The following is a 15,044-nucleotide window of genomic DNA, read 5'->3' on the forward strand; positions in this document are numbered from 1 at the left end:
TTGTACATCAGCGGCACGGCCTTGTTCAGGGCAACGGTGAACTTGAACGGCTTGTGGACACGCTGACCCGCCGGCTGACCGGATTGCGGATCGGTCGGTACGGTGACGACGTGCTGGAACTCTTGTACCAGCATCTCGTCTTCATGGCCCTGCACGAAGATGTTGCCGACGGAATCGGAGGTGAAAGCACCGGCAGTGATGTTGCCCTGGGTTTGACCTTCGATGCTGATATAACATGGAGTTGGCATGGAATTGCTCCTGATGGTTGAACGGTTATGACACTCGTCCGAATCCGTTAGCAGTGACCATGCCAAGACGTTTTTTTGTTTTAAAACAATTAGTTGAATATAAAACCGATTCGCGCACCGGCGCCATGACGCAACAAGTTGCGCAATCAATGCATTTACCCATTAAACCTTGCACATGCAGCATAAATGACTGGCATAAATGCAACATATTGCGCGTGGCGGAGTTTATCTCTACCTTCACGCTACTTCCCCAAACCAGGCCAGCGGAATCTCCGCTTCGCCTGCGAGCCCCCCCATCACAGGCATGATCAGATTGTCGGCAACTAAAACAAAAGGGCCTGTCTCGCGACGGCCCTTCTGTTTTAGTTGGCTGTATGGGCGGGATGATTCACCGCTGCGTGGCTCACCCCTTCGGGACGGCCTGCAGCCGTTCATCCCGGCAAACTGCTCTGCTTGAACCCGACGAGGGCCCTCCCCCCTTCCTCTTCCACATGAGCGGAAAATGCTTCCCCAAAGCAAAAAACCGACCATCTGGCCGGTTCTGACATCTGAGGATGGGTCAGGAGCGACTCGCGCCGTCCCTGGCGCTCGCCCTGCGGACGGCCTCTGGCCGTCCATGCGGGCTATCCTGCCCGCCTCTCGAACCTGGGCCCGAACCGAGCCGCCCATCACCGGATAAAACAAAAGGCCCCGTCTTTCGACGGGCCTTTTGTTTTATCCGGTGATGGAGGGATGATTCGCCACTGCGTGGCTCACCCCTTTGGGGCGGCCTGCGGCCGTTCATCGCAGCAAGCTGCTCTGCTCGAACCCGGCGAGGGTTCTCACCCCCCTCTTCGAGATGAGCTGATGACGCTTCCCCAAAGCAAAAAACCGACCATGAGGTCGGTTTTTTGCAATTTGGCGGTGAGGGAGGGATTCGAACCCTCGATACGTTGCCGTATACACACTTTCCAGGCGTGCTCCTTCAGCCACTCGGACACCTCACCAAATTTTCACTGCTTGAAGTGGCTTTCGGAGCACGCTGCGCGTGCATCTTGCCAACTTCGTCGGTGGGCATCCACTCGGACACCGCACCCAATTTTGGTCTGTGCTTTAACGTGTTCAGCCAACACGAATTCGCTGCGCCGTTGCGCTGGAACGGGGCGTAATGTAAGGGATAGGCGCGAGGCGGTCAATGCAATTTTTTATCTTTTGCCACTGTTTGCTCAATAAGCGAACCAAGTGACTAAAAATATGCCATTTCCTATCCCTTTCCATCAATTTTCAACCGCTTCGTGCAAATGTTCTCCTCGAATAGCCTCTCCCAGCGAGCCGTAGAACTCCAGCTCTCCCGCCACCGGACGCACCTTGGCCCGCGCCAGGGTCTTGAGGGGCTGGAATTGCAATTCAGCCACCTTGAGACGGACCCCCGCCTTGGCCATGCGTTTTGCGAACTGCTGGAAGGCGGTGAGACCGCCAGCATCCAGGATGGAGACCGCCTCCATTTGCAGGATCAACTCCTTGTGGTCCTTCACCTGGGCAAGCAACTCGTCAAAGACCCGCTCGGCGGCGGCAAAGAACAGTGGCCCGTTGATCTTGTAGACAAGGGTCGAGGGGGACACCTCGCTGGCATAGCGCTTGTGATCCGCCAGGTTGTGCAGCCTGGTCATCTTGGCTATCTCGCGCATGAACAGCAAAGAGGCCAGGATCACCCCGAAGGTGATGGCGATGACCATGTCGAAGATGACGGTCAGCGACAGGCAGACCAGCAGCACCAGTACATCGGATTTGGGCGCCCGGCGCACCAGATCCACCACCTTGTGGGCCTCGCTCATGTTCCAGGCCACCAGCAGCAACAGGGCGGCCATGGCAGAGAGCGGCAACCAGGAGAGCCAGGGAGCCAGCACCAGGATCGCGGCCAGTACCACCAGCGCATGGACAATACCGGAAATGGGCGAGGTGGCACCGGCCCGCACGTTGGCGGCGGAGCGCGCGATGGCGGCCGTCGCCGTGATGCCACCGAAGAAGGGGGCCAGGATGTTGCCAAGGCCCTGCCCCACCAGCTCGCCGTTGGAGCTGTGCTTGCGACCCGTCATGCCATCGAGCACCACGGCGCAGAGCAGGGATTCGATGGCCCCCAGCATGGCCATGGAGAAGGCGGCGGGCAGCAGCCGCTCGATGGCGGCGAGGTTCCACTCCACCGGAGCCCCGTCCGGCCCCGGCAGCGCCCAGGGCATCACCAGCGTCGGCGCGATGGGGGGAATACCCATGCCCTGGGTTCCATCGGCCAGGGTATAGCTGAACTTGCTGCCGATGGTGGCGACGTCCACCCCGAACTGGTGCAGACCAAACCCGAGCCCCACCCCCACCAGCACCGCGGGCAGATGGCCGGGTACCGGCAGGCGCAATCTCGGCCAGAGCAGCAGCACCGCCAGGGTTGCCACACCCACCAGGGTGTCTCCCCACTGCCAGCTTGACAGGGCATGAGCCAGCGCCTGCACCTTGCCCAGATAGGTTTCCGGCATCTCCAGGACCTGCAGGCCGAAGAAATCCTTGATCTGCAGGGTGGCGATGACGATGGCGATACCACCGGTGAACCCCAGGGTCACCGAGGGGGGAATGTACTCGATGAGGCGCCCGAGACGCGCCATGCCCATGGCCACAAGGAAACAGCCCGAGATGAGGGTGGCCATCAACAGGCCGCCCACGCCAAATTGCTGGGCCACCGGGTAGAGGATCACCACGAAGGCGGCAGTGGGGCCCGAAATGGAGAAGCGGGATCCCCCGGTCACGGCGATGACGATGCCGGCGATGATGGCGGTATAAAGCCCGTGCTGGGGCGGCACCCCACTGGCGATGGCCAGCGCCATGGCAAGGGGAATGGCGATGATGCCGACCGTGATGCCGGCGATGAGGTCGCGGCCAAAGCGCGCCACGCTGTAGGGTTCGTCAATGCAGGATTGGCGCAATGCGATGGCCAGCTTCACGCCTTGTAAGGAAGCTTGATTGTGCATGTCTAGGGTAATACCAGAAGAGGGAGACAAAGGCCGGGGTGAACCGGCACCCGATCATCATCAAGGGCCGGCAGAGCTGTCGACGCGGCGATGGTATCGAAGGCAACCATACCCGACCCGGCCAGATAATTCGATGGGCGGGATCAAGAAATGGCCATGAGCGCGCAATATTGTCGGTGACACCCCGAATATCAACGCCGTTTCCCGCCACGGCAGGTTTCCCCGGGCACGGTACTCTGCGGATGAACGACACCACGCCTCCTCCTGGCAGTATGCGGGAATCAGGATACCAAGCAGGCACAACCCGACCGAAGGCGCGATCTCAAGCTCCTGATTGTGCTGAAAATAGTCCGCGCTGCCCAAGTTTTGGGCAAACGGGCCAAAAAGCCATTTTTTACGCCGACAGGCGGGTTGACACCCAGGAGATGGGCCATTAATATCCGCCCCGTCTCGACGAGACAGGCTATTCCTCCTTAGTTCAGTCGGTAGAACGGCGGACTGTTAATCCGTATGTCACTGGTTCAAGTCCAGTAGGAGGAGCCAATTCCCTCGTAGTTCAGTCGGTAGAACGGCGGACTGTTAATCCGTATGTCACAGGTTCAAGTCCTGTCGAGGGAGCCACATTTTAAAGCCCAGCCTTTTGGCTGGGCTTTTTCATATCTGCTCTTCCGGGCCTGTCCACGGCCCCCCTGCCCGATGGCGCGCCAAACCGCCACCTGCTTGCTTTCCTGATTCCCCATGGCCTTCGATGACGACCCTTACTCATCACCAGGCTCGTCACCAGGGTGTCACAGAGATCCCAAAGACTATGATTGATTCAAAAAGGACCATTTGGATCTATCCAGTCAAGGAGCCATCATGTCACACCCTGCTTCACTGGCCAGTCGCCTGCATGCCCTGGCACTCAACGACACCCTGTTCCCCGATCTCCATCATCTCGAGAAGGCACAACGGACCCGGGCCATCTACCGGATTTTCCACACTGTCGCCAGCACGGCTGCACTCGGGCAAGAGGATATCGTTGACGACCTGGCCCCCCTCCTCACCCTGATGGAGTCTCCCTGCCTGACCCGGCAAGGGGGGCTCTGCCCCTTGCTGGCCAGTCATTACAATCTCTATCTCGGCACGCTGCTGGAGCTGGGGGATCGGCACCATCCGGAGATCATCGGTCAGATTGAGGAGGCTCTGGCCTTGCACACTCACGGGCTCTATCTGGTCACCGAACTGGGTTGTGGCAACAATGCCATGAGCATGGCAACCGAAGTCCGCTACGACTGTGCCACTGACGGTTTTATCCTCCATACGCCCCATCGGCATGCCGCCAAGTTCATGCCCTACATCGCCCTGGAAGGGCAACCCAAGAGCAGCGTGGTGATGGCCAGATTGTGGGTCGGCGAGCAAGACTGTGGCATTCATCCCTTTCTGGTGCCCTGCCGGGACACCCGTGGCGCACTGTGTCAGGGGGTCAGCGTCTCCAGCCCGGACGTGCTCGACCTCCCCTACTTCGACGTGGTGGATCACGCCATCATCACCTTCGAGCAGGTGGCGCTCCCCCGCTGGGCATGGCTCAGGGGTCATGAGCACGACATCAGTGCAGGGGGCATCTTTCACTCTCGTCTTGCCAGCCAACGCGACATTTTCTTCAGCTCCCTGCGCCGTGTTGAGTGGGGAAAACTGGTGCTGACCGCCTCCCTGATCCCCGGCATGAAACTGAGCCTCGCACTGGCCATTCACTACGCGCAGCAACGACCTCTGCACGCCCACAACGGTCGGGTCATACCGCTGATGCACCATGCCCTGCACCGCCGGATACTGACTCGTGCCTATGTCACGGGGCTGGCCGCCATGGCGCTGTATGAAGGGATAAAGCAACGACATTTGCCGGATGGACGGCACTCCTCCCGCTTTCAGACCGACGCAGGCCTGGTCAAGGCCGTCGCCGTCGAACTGATGCGAACCTCCCTGCAACATTGCATGCAGCGGTGTGGTGCCCAGGGAAAATTCCTGCGAAATCGCATCGTTCCTACCCTGCAATTGTGCGATCTGGTCGGCACCGCCGAGGGAGACAGCATGCCCGTCCTGATGAAGGTGGCGAAGGATATTCTGGCCTGGCCTGATGAATTCCTGGATGACGGCACTCCCCTGAGCCAACTGCTGCTGCGGATGCGCCGACAGATGAATCAGCAACTGGCCGACGCGACGGACAAACTGGCCGCATGGCACGACCTCGGCTGTGAAGCAGCCCGCCTCGGCTGGCTTGCTGGCAACCTGGAAGCCTTGCGTCACCTGGGGAGCAGGGACGACATCCGCACGGCCTGCCGGGAGCAGCTCATGCTCGATTATGCTCCCCAGCTCCTGCACCACGGACTGTGCAGCCCCGCCGAGATTGCCGCCCTGCCCGCACGGCAGGAAGCCACGCTGGATCATGTCTGGGAACATCACGCCGCCAGCGTGCCGGACGAGTTTGACGTTCGTGACCTCATGGCCGCGACGCCGCTGGGCAGCCCGGACCTGGCTTCGGCCTGGTTTGCCCTGGCCCCGTCCCTGCATGATCCCCAACCAGAAGGTTGAACGTTGGGGCCAGCAGGCCGCCCCTCCACTCCCGGTGCCTGAATCCCCCCAAGCCCGGCCATCGGTCGGGTTCTTTCCTATCCCCCTGCCCCACCTCGGGGCAAGGGTGCTCGCCTTCCGCCCCCGCATCCCGATGCGCCCGTCCCTTGCCCTCATGGCCTGTTGCCACAAGATGGCGCAGGCTTACCCTCTATGGGGTACCACTCTGGTGCGCCCTGCCTTGCCCCGTGATGACATAAAAGTCATCCATCTGATTTTTCAATGAAAAATTACTGACACTGGCCTCGATAGCGACTCAATTGGCTGGCACAGCCCTTGCACTTTGTGATGTACGCAGGGACGTCACAAGGAGTTGCCTATGCTGCCCATCAAGCCCCCCGGACCCGGTTGTTACGACGAGATGCTGCTCACCGACAACCAGTTTCGCGATCATTACCACGCCTACCTCTCGTGGCTGCACCAGACCGACGAGAAGAGCATAGAGCGCAAGCGTGAAGAGGCCGACCTGCTGTTTCGCCGGGTCGGCATCACCTTCAACGTCTACGGGGATGGGGACGGCGCCGAGCGCCTCATCCCGTTCGACAGCATTCCCCGCATCATTCCCGCCCGGGAGTGGCAACATCTGGACAAGGGGATCCGCCAGCGCGTCACCGCCCTCAATGCCTTTCTGCACGACATCTATCACGATCAGCGCATCCTGAAGGCGGGAGTGATCCCGGCCGCCCAGATCCTCACCAATGCCCAGTACCAGCCCTGCATGCAGGGGGTCGACCTGCACCGGGACACCTATGTCCACATCACAGGGGTCGACATCATCCGCAACCACGACGGTGAGTACTATGTGCTGGAGGACAACCTGCGCACCCCCTCCGGGGTCTCCTACATGCTGGAGAACCGCAAGATGATGATGCGCCTCTTCCCGGAGCTGTTTCACAACCAGCCCATCGCCCCGGTGGAGCGCTACCCGGCCCTGTTGCTGCAGACCCTGCGCGAGAGCAGCCCGGTGGACAACCCCTGCGTGGTGGTGATGACCCCGGGACGCTTCAACAGCGCCTACTTCGAGCACAGCTTCCTCGCCCAGCAGATGGGGGTGGAGCTGGTGGAGAGCGCGGATCTGGTGGTCAAGGATGGTCAGGTGCTGATGCGCACCACCACGGGGCTGAAACGGGTGGATGTCATCTATCGCCGCATCGACGACGACTTCCTCGATCCCATCGCCTTCAACCCGGACTCCCTCATCGGCGTGCCCGGGGTGCTCTCGGTCTACCGCGCCGGCGGCGTGGTGCTGGCCAATGCCATCGGCACCGGGGTGGCGGATGACAAGTCCATCTACCCCTATGTGCCGGAGATGATCCGCTTCTATCTGGGGGAAGATCCCATTCTCAACAACGTGCCCACCTGGCAGTGCCGCGAGCCGGCTGCCCTCTCCCACGTGCTGGCCAATCTGGAGGAGCTGGTGGTCAAGGAGGTCCATGGCGCCGGCGGCTACGGCATGCTCATCGGCCCCTGCGCCAGTCGCGAGGAGCTGGCCCGTTTTCGCGAACTGCTCAAGGCGCGGCCGGACAACTACATCGCCCAGCCGACGCTCTCTCTGTCCACCTGCCCGACCTTCGTCGACGCCGGCATCGCCCCCCGCCACATCGACCTGCGCCCCTTCGTTCTCACGGGGCAGGAGCTGCGCCTGGTACCGGGCGGCCTGACCCGGGTCGCCCTCACCGAAGGCTCCCTGGTGGTCAACTCCTCCCAGGGCGGTGGCACCAAGGACACCTGGGTCATGGAGGGCAGCCCATGCTGAGCCGCACCGCAAGCGAACTTTACTGGATGTCCCGCCACCTAGAGCGGGCGGAGAACACGGCACGCATGCTGGACGTCACCCAGACCATGTCGCTGATGCCCTCCATCGACGCCGATCACAGCGAGCTGGTGGCGCCCCTCACCATCAGCGGCACTCACGAGCCCTTCCTGGCCCGCTACGGCCAGGTGAACATGGAGAACCTGCTGCAATTTTTCTGCTTCGACGAGGAGAACCCGAGCAGCATCTTCAGCTGTCTGCGCATGGCCAGGGATAACGCCCACGCCGTGCGGGGCAAGATCCCCGGTGAGGTGTGGGAGAGCATCAACGCCGCCTGGATAGAGATCCGCCGACGCCGCCAGGCGGGCCTCTCCAGCGGCCAGGCCCAGGAGTTCTTCGACTGGATCAAGGAACGCTCCCACCAGTTTCGCGGCGCCACCTATGGCACCATCATGCGCGGTGACGTGCTCTGGTTCCTGCGCCTTGGCACCTTCATCGAGCGGGCCGACAACACGGCGCGCATCCTGACCGTGAAGTATCAGGTGATCCGGGAGGACGAGGACAGCGTGCGCGAGTTCTACCGCTGGAATGCCCTGTTGCGGTCAGTGGGCGCTTACGAGGCCCACCAGACCCTCTACAAGACACTCTCCCATGCCTCCATCGCCGAGCTGCTGATCCTGCGCAATGAAGTGCCGCGCTCCCTGCGGGCCTGCCTCGACGAGATGGAGCTGATCCTGGCCCAGATCGAGGGCAACGCCGGTCAGACGCCCCGGCGCCTGACCACCATACTCAACGCCCATCTGACCTATGGCGCCATCGACGATGTCTTTGCCCTCGGCATGCAGGAGTACCTGAGTGATTTTCTCAGCGACATCGGCGCCATCGGCCAGAGCATCCACGCCGCCTACCTGGAGGTATTATGAGACTCATCATCGATCACCAGACCCGCTACCACTATGCCGACGTGGTGCGCCGCAGCACCCAGTACCTGCGCCTGACTCCCCACAGCACGGCCCGCCAGCAGATCCTCTCCTGGGAGCTGGAGCTGCCGGGGGAGGCCACCTGCACCACGGACGGTTACGGCAACATACTGCACGTGCTGAGCCTGGAGTCCCCCCACGAGGGGATCCTGATCCGCGCCCACGGGGAGGTGGAGATCTGCGACGACGCCCCGGAAGATGAGGAGTCCTCCCTCATCTCTCCCCTGAGCTACCTGAGGCCCACCCCCCTCACCCGCCCGACCCCGGCCCTGCAGGATCTCGCGAAGGCCTGCCTGCCAGAGGCGCCGATCCTGGCCGACTTGCAGAGCCTGATGGCACGCATCCTGGTGCTGATGCCCTATCAGCCCGGCAGCACGGATGCCACCTTCAGCGCCGACGAGGCCCTCGCTTCGGGCAGCGGCGTCTGTCAGGACCACACCCATGTCTTCCTGACCTGCTGCCGCCACGCCGGCCTGCCGGCCCGGTACGTGAGCGGTTACCTCTACAGCCAGGACAACAGCCACGTGGCGATGCACGCCTGGGCCGAGGTGTGGATCGAGGAGCGCTGGCACACGTTCGACGTCACCAACCTCACCAGCTCCACCAGCGAGCACCTCAAGCTCGCGGTCGGCATGGATTATCTGGATGCCTGTCCGGTGCGCGGCGTGCGCTATGGCGGCGGGTGCGAACAGTTGCAGAGCCAGGCACAGGTGACCCGCCTGGATGGACAGCAGCAATGAAGACCGGGAGAGTCCTGGCGGGAGTGCGGTCATGACCTATTGCGTCGCCATGTGCCTGCAAGACGGCATGGTGTTTGCGTCCGATTCGCGCACCAATGCGGGGGTGGATCACATCGCCACCTTCCGCAAATTGCACCTCTTCACCCGGGAGGACAGGGTGATAGTGCTGCAAAGCGCCGGCAATCTGGCCACCACCCAGAGCGTCATCAGCCTGCTGACGGAGGGGCAGGAGCTCCTTGCCCTCCCCAGCCTCTACGAGGCTGCCGCCCTCATCGGCCAGACCATACGCACCGTCATCAGCCGGGATGGGGGTCAGCAGCAGGGCCATATCAACTTCGGCTGCAACATCCTGCTGGGGGGGCAGATCCGGGGGGAGCGCCACCGCCTGTTCCACATCTATCCGGAGGGCAACTTCATCGAGGCGAGCGCCGACACCCCCTACTTCCAGATTGGTGAGAGCAAGTACGGCAAACCCATCATCGATCGCATCATTCACCATGAGACGCCGCTTCAGACCGCCCTGCAGTGCGCCCTCATCTCCATCGACTCGACCCTGCGCAGCAATCTGTCGGTGGGCTTGCCTCTGGATGCCCTGGTCTATCACGAGGGCAGCTTCTCGGCGACGAACCAGCACCGCATCACCGAACAGAACCCCCATTTCGTGGCGCTGCGAAAGGCCTGGGGCGAGGGGTTGCAGCAGTTGTTCCAGGGCCTTCCCACCTTCCCCCTCTAGGCCGGGCGGGAGGCGCCAAGGCGCTTTCCCGCTCCTTTCTTTCCGGATATTCTGGCTGCCTTCCTTTTCGATGGAGTTTCCCATGCGCCGCTTCAACGTCATGCTCAACGGCAGCCGGTTGATGATGTTCCCCTTCTATGTCTGCATCCTTATCTGTGTCGCCCTCCTGATGGTGAAGTTCGCCATGCAGCTCTATGTGCTGTGCCGCGACATCATCGACATCCACTATCTGGATCTCATCACGGGGGTACTCACCCTGGTGGACTTCGTGCTGGTGGCTCAGATGCTGATCCTGGTGGCCATCTGCGGCTACGTGCAGTTCATCAAGACCCCGGAGCAGCGAGCGGCCCTCGGCGACAACTGGCTCAGCAAGATCAACTTCGCGTCCCTCAAGCTCATCGTCATCAACTCTCTGGTGACCATCGCCGGCATCGAGGTGCTCAAAGCCTTCCTCGACGACGGCACCGGCAACGAGATCGAGATGAAGTGGTCGGTCATCGTCTTCCTCGCCTTCTCCACCGCAGCACTTATCTATGCGGTGACCGAGCGGCTGGCGGAGCACAAATAGGGCCCGGCGCCATTCAGGGTCTATTCATCAAGAGCCGAATTGATAACTCTTTTCATTACCCTTACTGCATTGTAAACTTGCTCGCCCCGGGCTGAACCGCCCGGGAGCTGGAGCACCCATGACGAGTCTTTCCCTCTCACCACGACACTGCTGGCAGTGGCTGGCCTATCACCATCAGGCGGCCGAGGGTGCCCTTTATCTGATGTTTTTCTCCGGTCTGCTGCTGTGGGAACCCCTGACGCCGACCTGGTCCCTGGCGCGCTGGAACCTGTTTTTGCACGTCGCCCTCTCGCTCACCCTGTTCCCCTTGCTGTTTGGCGCCTTCTGGCTCTCCCATCGCAGCCTGCTGCGCAAGAGCCGCAAGCCTTTTCTGCGCACCACGGGGCGCATCATCGAAGCCTTGCTGCTGGTCTGTCTGGCCAGCGGACTGGTGCTGGTGCTGCACGGCACCCCGGGGGACAGCCTCGGCAACCTTGCCAGCTGGGCCCACTGGCTGAGCGCGCTCGCGTTGACGCCCCTGGTGCTGCGCCACGCCTGGCGCTGGACCATCTTGAAATGGCGCACCTGATCTTATGTTGAAGTTGTTGTTATCCCTGATGTTGGCCGCCCTGCTGCTGGTGACCGCCTCGGCCCAGGAGATGGGCGCCGCCATGATTGCCTATGACGAGGGGAGCGCCCCGCGCCTGGTCACCGCCAACCAGAGTGCCGGCTCCGTCACCCTGCTCGAGCGGGGCACTGGCAAGCGCCTCAACGAGGTGCAGCTGGGGGGCGACCTGCGCCAGCTGGCCCGCGCCGATGACGGCACCCTGCTGGTCACCGATTACAGCGGCGATCGCCTGCTGCTCTTGGATGATGAACTCGAGCTGGAAAAGGCGATCCCCACCGGCCATAGGCCCTATGGCGTCATCTTCGATCCCAAGCGGCGCTGGTTCTGGGTCACGCTGTTCGAGGGAGGGCGCCTTCAGGCTTATGACAGGGCGGGCAACCTCCAGCTGGATGCAAAAACCGCCGAGACTCCCCGCGGGCTGGCCTTGACCGACAATGATCGCCTGCTGCTCACCCACGCCATGACCGGCCAGCTCGCCATCTATGACCTTGCCAAGCTTGAGAAGGACGCTAAGGGGGCTACTCTGCCCAAGCCCAAGCTCATCACCCTGGCGGAAACCCACAGCGATACCCCGAGCGACTCCCAGGGCTTGCCGCGCCTGCTGGACGGCATCGCCCTCGCCCCCGATGGCAGCGAAGCCTGGCTGCCCCATGTGCTGTGGAGTTTCGAGCACCCCTTCCAGTTTCAGAGCACCGTCTTCCCGGCCGTCTCCATCATCGATCTCGATGAAGAGAAGGAGCGGGTGGACGAGCGCAAGCAGCTCTTCTTGCAGATCAACCTGCCCAGCGTCGGCAACCGCAGCCAGATCGTCTCCAACCCGTTCGCGGCGCGCTTCGCCGCCGATGGCAAGCGGGTCTACCTGACCCTGGCGGGTTCCGAAGACTTGCTGGTGTTTGACCTGTCGCGCAGCGGCAAGCAGAACAGCAACCGCCACCGCCGCAAGAAGTTTCAGGGGGGCGCCAAGGCGACCCAGCTATTGCGTCACCTGCCGGGCCAGAATCCGCGCGATCTGCTGATCGATGGCCACCATATCCTGGTCCACAACGTCATGGGGCAGGATCTCACCCGCCTCAATAGCGGCGGCAGCGGCCCGTTTGCCCGGGTCACCGTGGATGTGCCCCACTTCGCCAAGCTGGTAGAGACCGATCCCCGCCCCAAAGCCCTCAAGCGCGGTGAACGGTTGTTCAACCTGGGTAATACTGCCGCCAATAGCCGCTTCCCCATGGCGGGGGACAACTGGATGAGCTGCAACTCCTGCCATCTGGACGGGTTCAACTTCACCAACCGCTATCTGATGGCGGCCCATCGCCAGCAGAGCGGCGACAACGCCATCAACGGCCACGCCAACCTCGCCAACATGGTGGCGGGGGACTTTATCGGCGAATACCTGCGCATGACCCAGCAGACCCAGGGCGGCATGGGCCATGACACCCGCGATGGGGCCGAGCCGGTCGACCCCGCGAGGCCCCATCCCGAGGTGCAGGCGATGATGGAGGATCTGCACGCTTTCGTGACCAGTGATGGCAACCTCCCCTATCTGGCCAACTGGCTTAGGCTCGATGCCCCGCGCAGGGATCCTGCCAAGGCGCCGACCACTCATCCCAAGGAGTGGCTCAACTCCGCCTCCTGCCAGAACTGCCACCAACAGGCGTTCCAGGACTGGAGCGAGAGCAACCACCGGCTGATGGGCAACTCCCACCCCTACTACAAGGTGGTGCAGGCATTGGCCCGCGAAACCGAGGGCGAAGCCTTCGGCCAGTGGTGCCAGGGCTGTCACATGCCCCAGCAGGTGATGAACGGCCAGACTGATCTGCCCAAGGGCTCTCACATGTTCGAGCAGGGCGGGGCTTCGCTCATTGCGGCCCACCAGGCAGGCGAACCTGTGGTTGAGGAAGGGACTGGCTGTGTGCTCTGCCATCGCATCACCCGGCTCGAGGATGCCGGTGGCAACAGCGCCTTTACGGTCAATTTGAAAGACCGCGAGAGCTATGTGTTCGAGGATGCCCCGGGGGGCAGCCTCCAGCACTGGCTGGCAGAGCGGCAGATCAACGCCCGCCCCGCCATGCACAAGGCCTCCTACCAGAAGGATTTCTACCGGGACGCGGCCCTGTGCAAGTCGTGCCACAACGAGTTCGCCCCCGGTACCGGCGCCAATATCGTCAACACCTGGGATGAGTGGGAAAAATCCAGCTTCGCCAAAGCCGAAGATCCTGCCAAACGGCGCACCTGCATCGACTGCCACATGAATCCGGAGCCGGGCAACGGCGGCGCGCCGGTGGCGGGCCAGTCCACCGAAAACGGCACCGTGAAAGAGCGGCTCTATCGCCACAACTTTACCGGCGCCCAGCATCAGCTAGTGGGGCTGAGGAGTGCAACCCTCGAGCAGGAGAGCCTGGCGCTCTTGCGCTCAAGCGCCACCCTCTCGGCCCGCATTGAAAACCAGAGTGGCCAACCCGCGCTGGTGGTGAGAGTCGCCAATACCGGCGCCGGCCACGCCCTGCCCACCGGGGTCGCCGATTTCCGTGAACTCTGGCTGGAGCTGACCGTCACCGACGCCAGCGGCAAGCTGGTGCTCCAAAGCGGCCAGCCGGTGAACGGCGCCGTCCCTGAGGATGCGCGGCTGTTCAGAAAAGTGTTCGGCGATGCCGAGGGCAAGCCGGTGGGGCTCAAGTTCTGGCGCTACGCCAAGCTCCTTGAAGACACCCGCATCCCGGCCGATGGCTGGCGCGATGAAGTCTGGCCACTGCCGGCGGATGCCGAGGGGCCCTTCAAGGCCGATATCAAACTCAATTTCCGCACCTACCCCAAGTGGGTCAATGATGCGGTGCGCGCCGCCGAGCCGAGCTTGCCGGAGCCACCCATAGTGCAACTCAATCGGCTGCAACTGACCCTGCAGCCCCTCCCCGTCACGCCCGATACGGAGCCTCAATCCTGATGTTCGCAAGTTTTCTCATTACCCTGCGCGAGGGGCTGGAAGCCTTCCTGCTGGTCGGCATCTGCCTCTCCTACCTCGCCAAGCTGGGGGCGAGCCGCTACAACAAGTTCATCTATCTGGGGGTGGGCCTCGGTCTTGTCGCCTCCCTCGTCGTCGCCTTCCTGTTCCAGGTGGTGGTGAGCCAGTTCGAGAGCGAGCGCTACAACCATTTGCTGATGGCGGGGATCCTGATGTTCGCCACCCTGGTGCTCACCTATATGGCTATCTGGATGCAAAAACAGGCCAAATCCCAGGTGGGGGCCATGACGGCGCGCATCGATGCCGCCATCGACGGTGGCAACCTGTTTGGTCTGGTGCTGCTCGCCTTTCTGGCGGTGATGCGCGAAGGCTTTGAAACCGTGCTCTTCTTCTCGGCCCTGGTCTACTCCGGGCAAGGGGTGGATCTGCACCAGGGGCTGATGGGGGCGCTGGCGGGGCTGCTGGTCTCTGTGGTGCTGGTGTGGGGGCTGCTGCGCTCCACCCGCAAGGTGGCGCTGGCCCCCTTCTTCCGCTGGACCGGCCTGCTCATCATCATCATCGCCGCAGGCTTGCTCTCGTCCGCCGTCAACATGTTGCAGGCAGCGGACGTCATCACCTTCTGGACGACGCCTGTCTTCAACATCAGCCACATCCTCGACGATCAGGGGGTATTCGGCACCTTCCTACGCGCCCTGTTTGGCTACAACGCCTCACCGGCCGGCCTGCAGTTGCTGACCTGGGCCTGCTACCTCATGATCTTTGTCACCCTCTGGCATCGCAGCTATCGCCCCCAGGGGAGCGCCGCCCCGACCAGGGGCTGAGCCCGGGGATCACACTCTGTTCGGGAGCCGCGCACAGG

Annotated in this window: 10 protein-coding genes, 3 tRNA genes, 1 other RNA gene and 1 pseudogene; 11 read left to right on the top strand and 4 right to left on the bottom strand. The window is 62.4% G+C overall.

What is annotated here, in order from left to right:
* The 4 genes and pseudogenes from hcp1 to dauA form a co-directional block, all read right to left on the bottom strand.
* Nucleotides 1-248: pseudogene (hcp1, locus tag AB5Y59_RS17175) on the bottom strand (type VI secretion system effector Hcp1); the annotation flags it as partial.
* Between the two features lie 716 nt (nt 249-964).
* A non-coding RNA gene (locus tag AB5Y59_RS17180) (RtT sRNA) lies at nt 965-1,093 on the bottom strand.
* Between the two features lie 53 nt (nt 1,094-1,146).
* A tRNA-Ser gene (locus AB5Y59_RS17185) sits at nt 1,147-1,234 on the bottom strand.
* A gap of 270 nt (nt 1,235-1,504) precedes the next feature.
* Entirely contained in the window at nt 1,505-3,241 is a 1,737-nt protein-coding gene (gene dauA / locus AB5Y59_RS17190; protein WP_368212422.1) for a C4-dicarboxylic acid transporter DauA, read from the bottom strand.
* Nucleotides 3,242-3,708: 467 nt separating this feature from the next.
* On the opposite strand from dauA, the gene AB5Y59_RS17195 reads away from it, so the two are divergent.
* From AB5Y59_RS17195 to AB5Y59_RS17245, 11 genes are all read left to right on the top strand, one after another.
* A tRNA-Asn gene (locus AB5Y59_RS17195) sits at nt 3,709-3,784 on the top strand.
* Between the two features lie 2 nt (nt 3,785-3,786).
* Nucleotides 3,787-3,862 (top strand) — tRNA-Asn (locus AB5Y59_RS17200).
* Nucleotides 3,863-4,099: 237 nt separating this feature from the next.
* The gene (locus tag AB5Y59_RS17205) at nt 4,100-5,812 is read left to right on the top strand and encodes a hypothetical protein (protein WP_324046047.1); all 1,713 of its coding nucleotides are present in this window, start codon (nt 4,100-4,102) and stop codon (nt 5,810-5,812) included.
* Nucleotides 5,813-6,170: 358 nt separating this feature from the next.
* Nucleotides 6,171-7,607 carry a circularly permuted type 2 ATP-grasp protein gene (locus AB5Y59_RS17210; protein WP_368212423.1) on the top strand — a complete coding sequence of 479 codons (1,437 nt, stop codon included), beginning with the start codon at nt 6,171-6,173 and terminating at the stop codon, nt 7,605-7,607.
* Nucleotides 7,601-8,527 carry an alpha-E domain-containing protein gene (locus AB5Y59_RS17215; RefSeq protein ID WP_010674396.1) on the top strand — a complete coding sequence of 309 codons (927 nt, stop codon included), beginning with the start codon at nt 7,601-7,603 and terminating at the stop codon, nt 8,525-8,527. Before AB5Y59_RS17210 ends, AB5Y59_RS17215 begins: the two co-directional genes overlap by 7 nt.
* Nucleotides 8,524-9,324: a transglutaminase domain-containing protein gene (locus tag AB5Y59_RS17220; RefSeq protein WP_368212424.1), complete on the top strand. Its 801-nt coding sequence runs from the start codon at nt 8,524-8,526 to the stop codon at nt 9,322-9,324. Before AB5Y59_RS17215 ends, AB5Y59_RS17220 begins: the two co-directional genes overlap by 4 nt.
* A gap of 31 nt (nt 9,325-9,355) precedes the next feature.
* A complete protein-coding gene (locus tag AB5Y59_RS17225; protein ID WP_010674394.1) occupies nt 9,356-10,057 on the top strand; it encodes a peptidase in 702 nt (233 codons plus the stop codon).
* Nucleotides 10,058-10,139: 82 nt separating this feature from the next.
* Nucleotides 10,140-10,625 carry a YqhA family protein gene (locus tag AB5Y59_RS17230; protein ID WP_010674393.1) on the top strand — a complete coding sequence of 162 codons (486 nt, stop codon included), beginning with the start codon at nt 10,140-10,142 and terminating at the stop codon, nt 10,623-10,625.
* A 118-nt stretch (nt 10,626-10,743) separates the two neighbouring features.
* Nucleotides 10,744-11,193 carry a hypothetical protein gene (locus AB5Y59_RS17235; RefSeq protein ID WP_041212878.1) on the top strand — a complete coding sequence of 150 codons (450 nt, stop codon included), beginning with the start codon at nt 10,744-10,746 and terminating at the stop codon, nt 11,191-11,193.
* 4 nt (nt 11,194-11,197) lie between these two features.
* Nucleotides 11,198-14,167: a YncE family protein gene (locus AB5Y59_RS17240; RefSeq protein ID WP_368212425.1), complete on the top strand. Its 2,970-nt coding sequence runs from the start codon at nt 11,198-11,200 to the stop codon at nt 14,165-14,167.
* Nucleotides 14,167-15,006 (top strand): FTR1 family protein, encoded by an 840-nt coding sequence (locus AB5Y59_RS17245; protein WP_069652632.1) that lies wholly within the window; start codon nt 14,167-14,169, stop codon nt 15,004-15,006. The genes AB5Y59_RS17240 and AB5Y59_RS17245 overlap by 1 nt, the downstream gene beginning before the upstream one ends.
* Nucleotides 15,007-15,044 lie beyond the last annotated feature (38 nt).

The sequence above is a fragment of the Aeromonas sp. s10 genome (genome assembly GCF_040907975.1).
Taxonomy (GTDB): Bacteria; Pseudomonadota; Gammaproteobacteria; order Enterobacterales; family Aeromonadaceae; genus Aeromonas; species Aeromonas caviae.

What these genes read in the sequence shown, in the direction of transcription:
- dauA (WP_368212422.1), bottom strand. Translation starts at nt 3,241, where the DNA reads ATGCACAATCAAGCTTCCTTACAAGGCGTGAAGCTGGCCATCGCATTG.
- AB5Y59_RS17205 (WP_324046047.1), top strand. Translation starts at nt 4,100, where the DNA reads ATGTCACACCCTGCTTCACTGGCCAGTCGCCTGCATGCCCTGGCACTC.
- AB5Y59_RS17210 (WP_368212423.1), top strand. Translation starts at nt 6,171, where the DNA reads ATGCTGCCCATCAAGCCCCCCGGACCCGGTTGTTACGACGAGATGCTG.
- AB5Y59_RS17215 (WP_010674396.1), top strand. Translation starts at nt 7,601, where the DNA reads ATGCTGAGCCGCACCGCAAGCGAACTTTACTGGATGTCCCGCCACCTA.
- AB5Y59_RS17220 (WP_368212424.1), top strand. Translation starts at nt 8,524, where the DNA reads ATGAGACTCATCATCGATCACCAGACCCGCTACCACTATGCCGACGTG.
- AB5Y59_RS17225 (WP_010674394.1), top strand. Translation starts at nt 9,356, where the DNA reads ATGACCTATTGCGTCGCCATGTGCCTGCAAGACGGCATGGTGTTTGCG.
- AB5Y59_RS17230 (WP_010674393.1), top strand. Translation starts at nt 10,140, where the DNA reads ATGCGCCGCTTCAACGTCATGCTCAACGGCAGCCGGTTGATGATGTTC.
- AB5Y59_RS17235 (WP_041212878.1), top strand. Translation starts at nt 10,744, where the DNA reads ATGACGAGTCTTTCCCTCTCACCACGACACTGCTGGCAGTGGCTGGCC.
- AB5Y59_RS17240 (WP_368212425.1), top strand. Translation starts at nt 11,198, where the DNA reads ATGTTGAAGTTGTTGTTATCCCTGATGTTGGCCGCCCTGCTGCTGGTG.
- AB5Y59_RS17245 (WP_069652632.1), top strand. Translation starts at nt 14,167, where the DNA reads ATGTTCGCAAGTTTTCTCATTACCCTGCGCGAGGGGCTGGAAGCCTTC.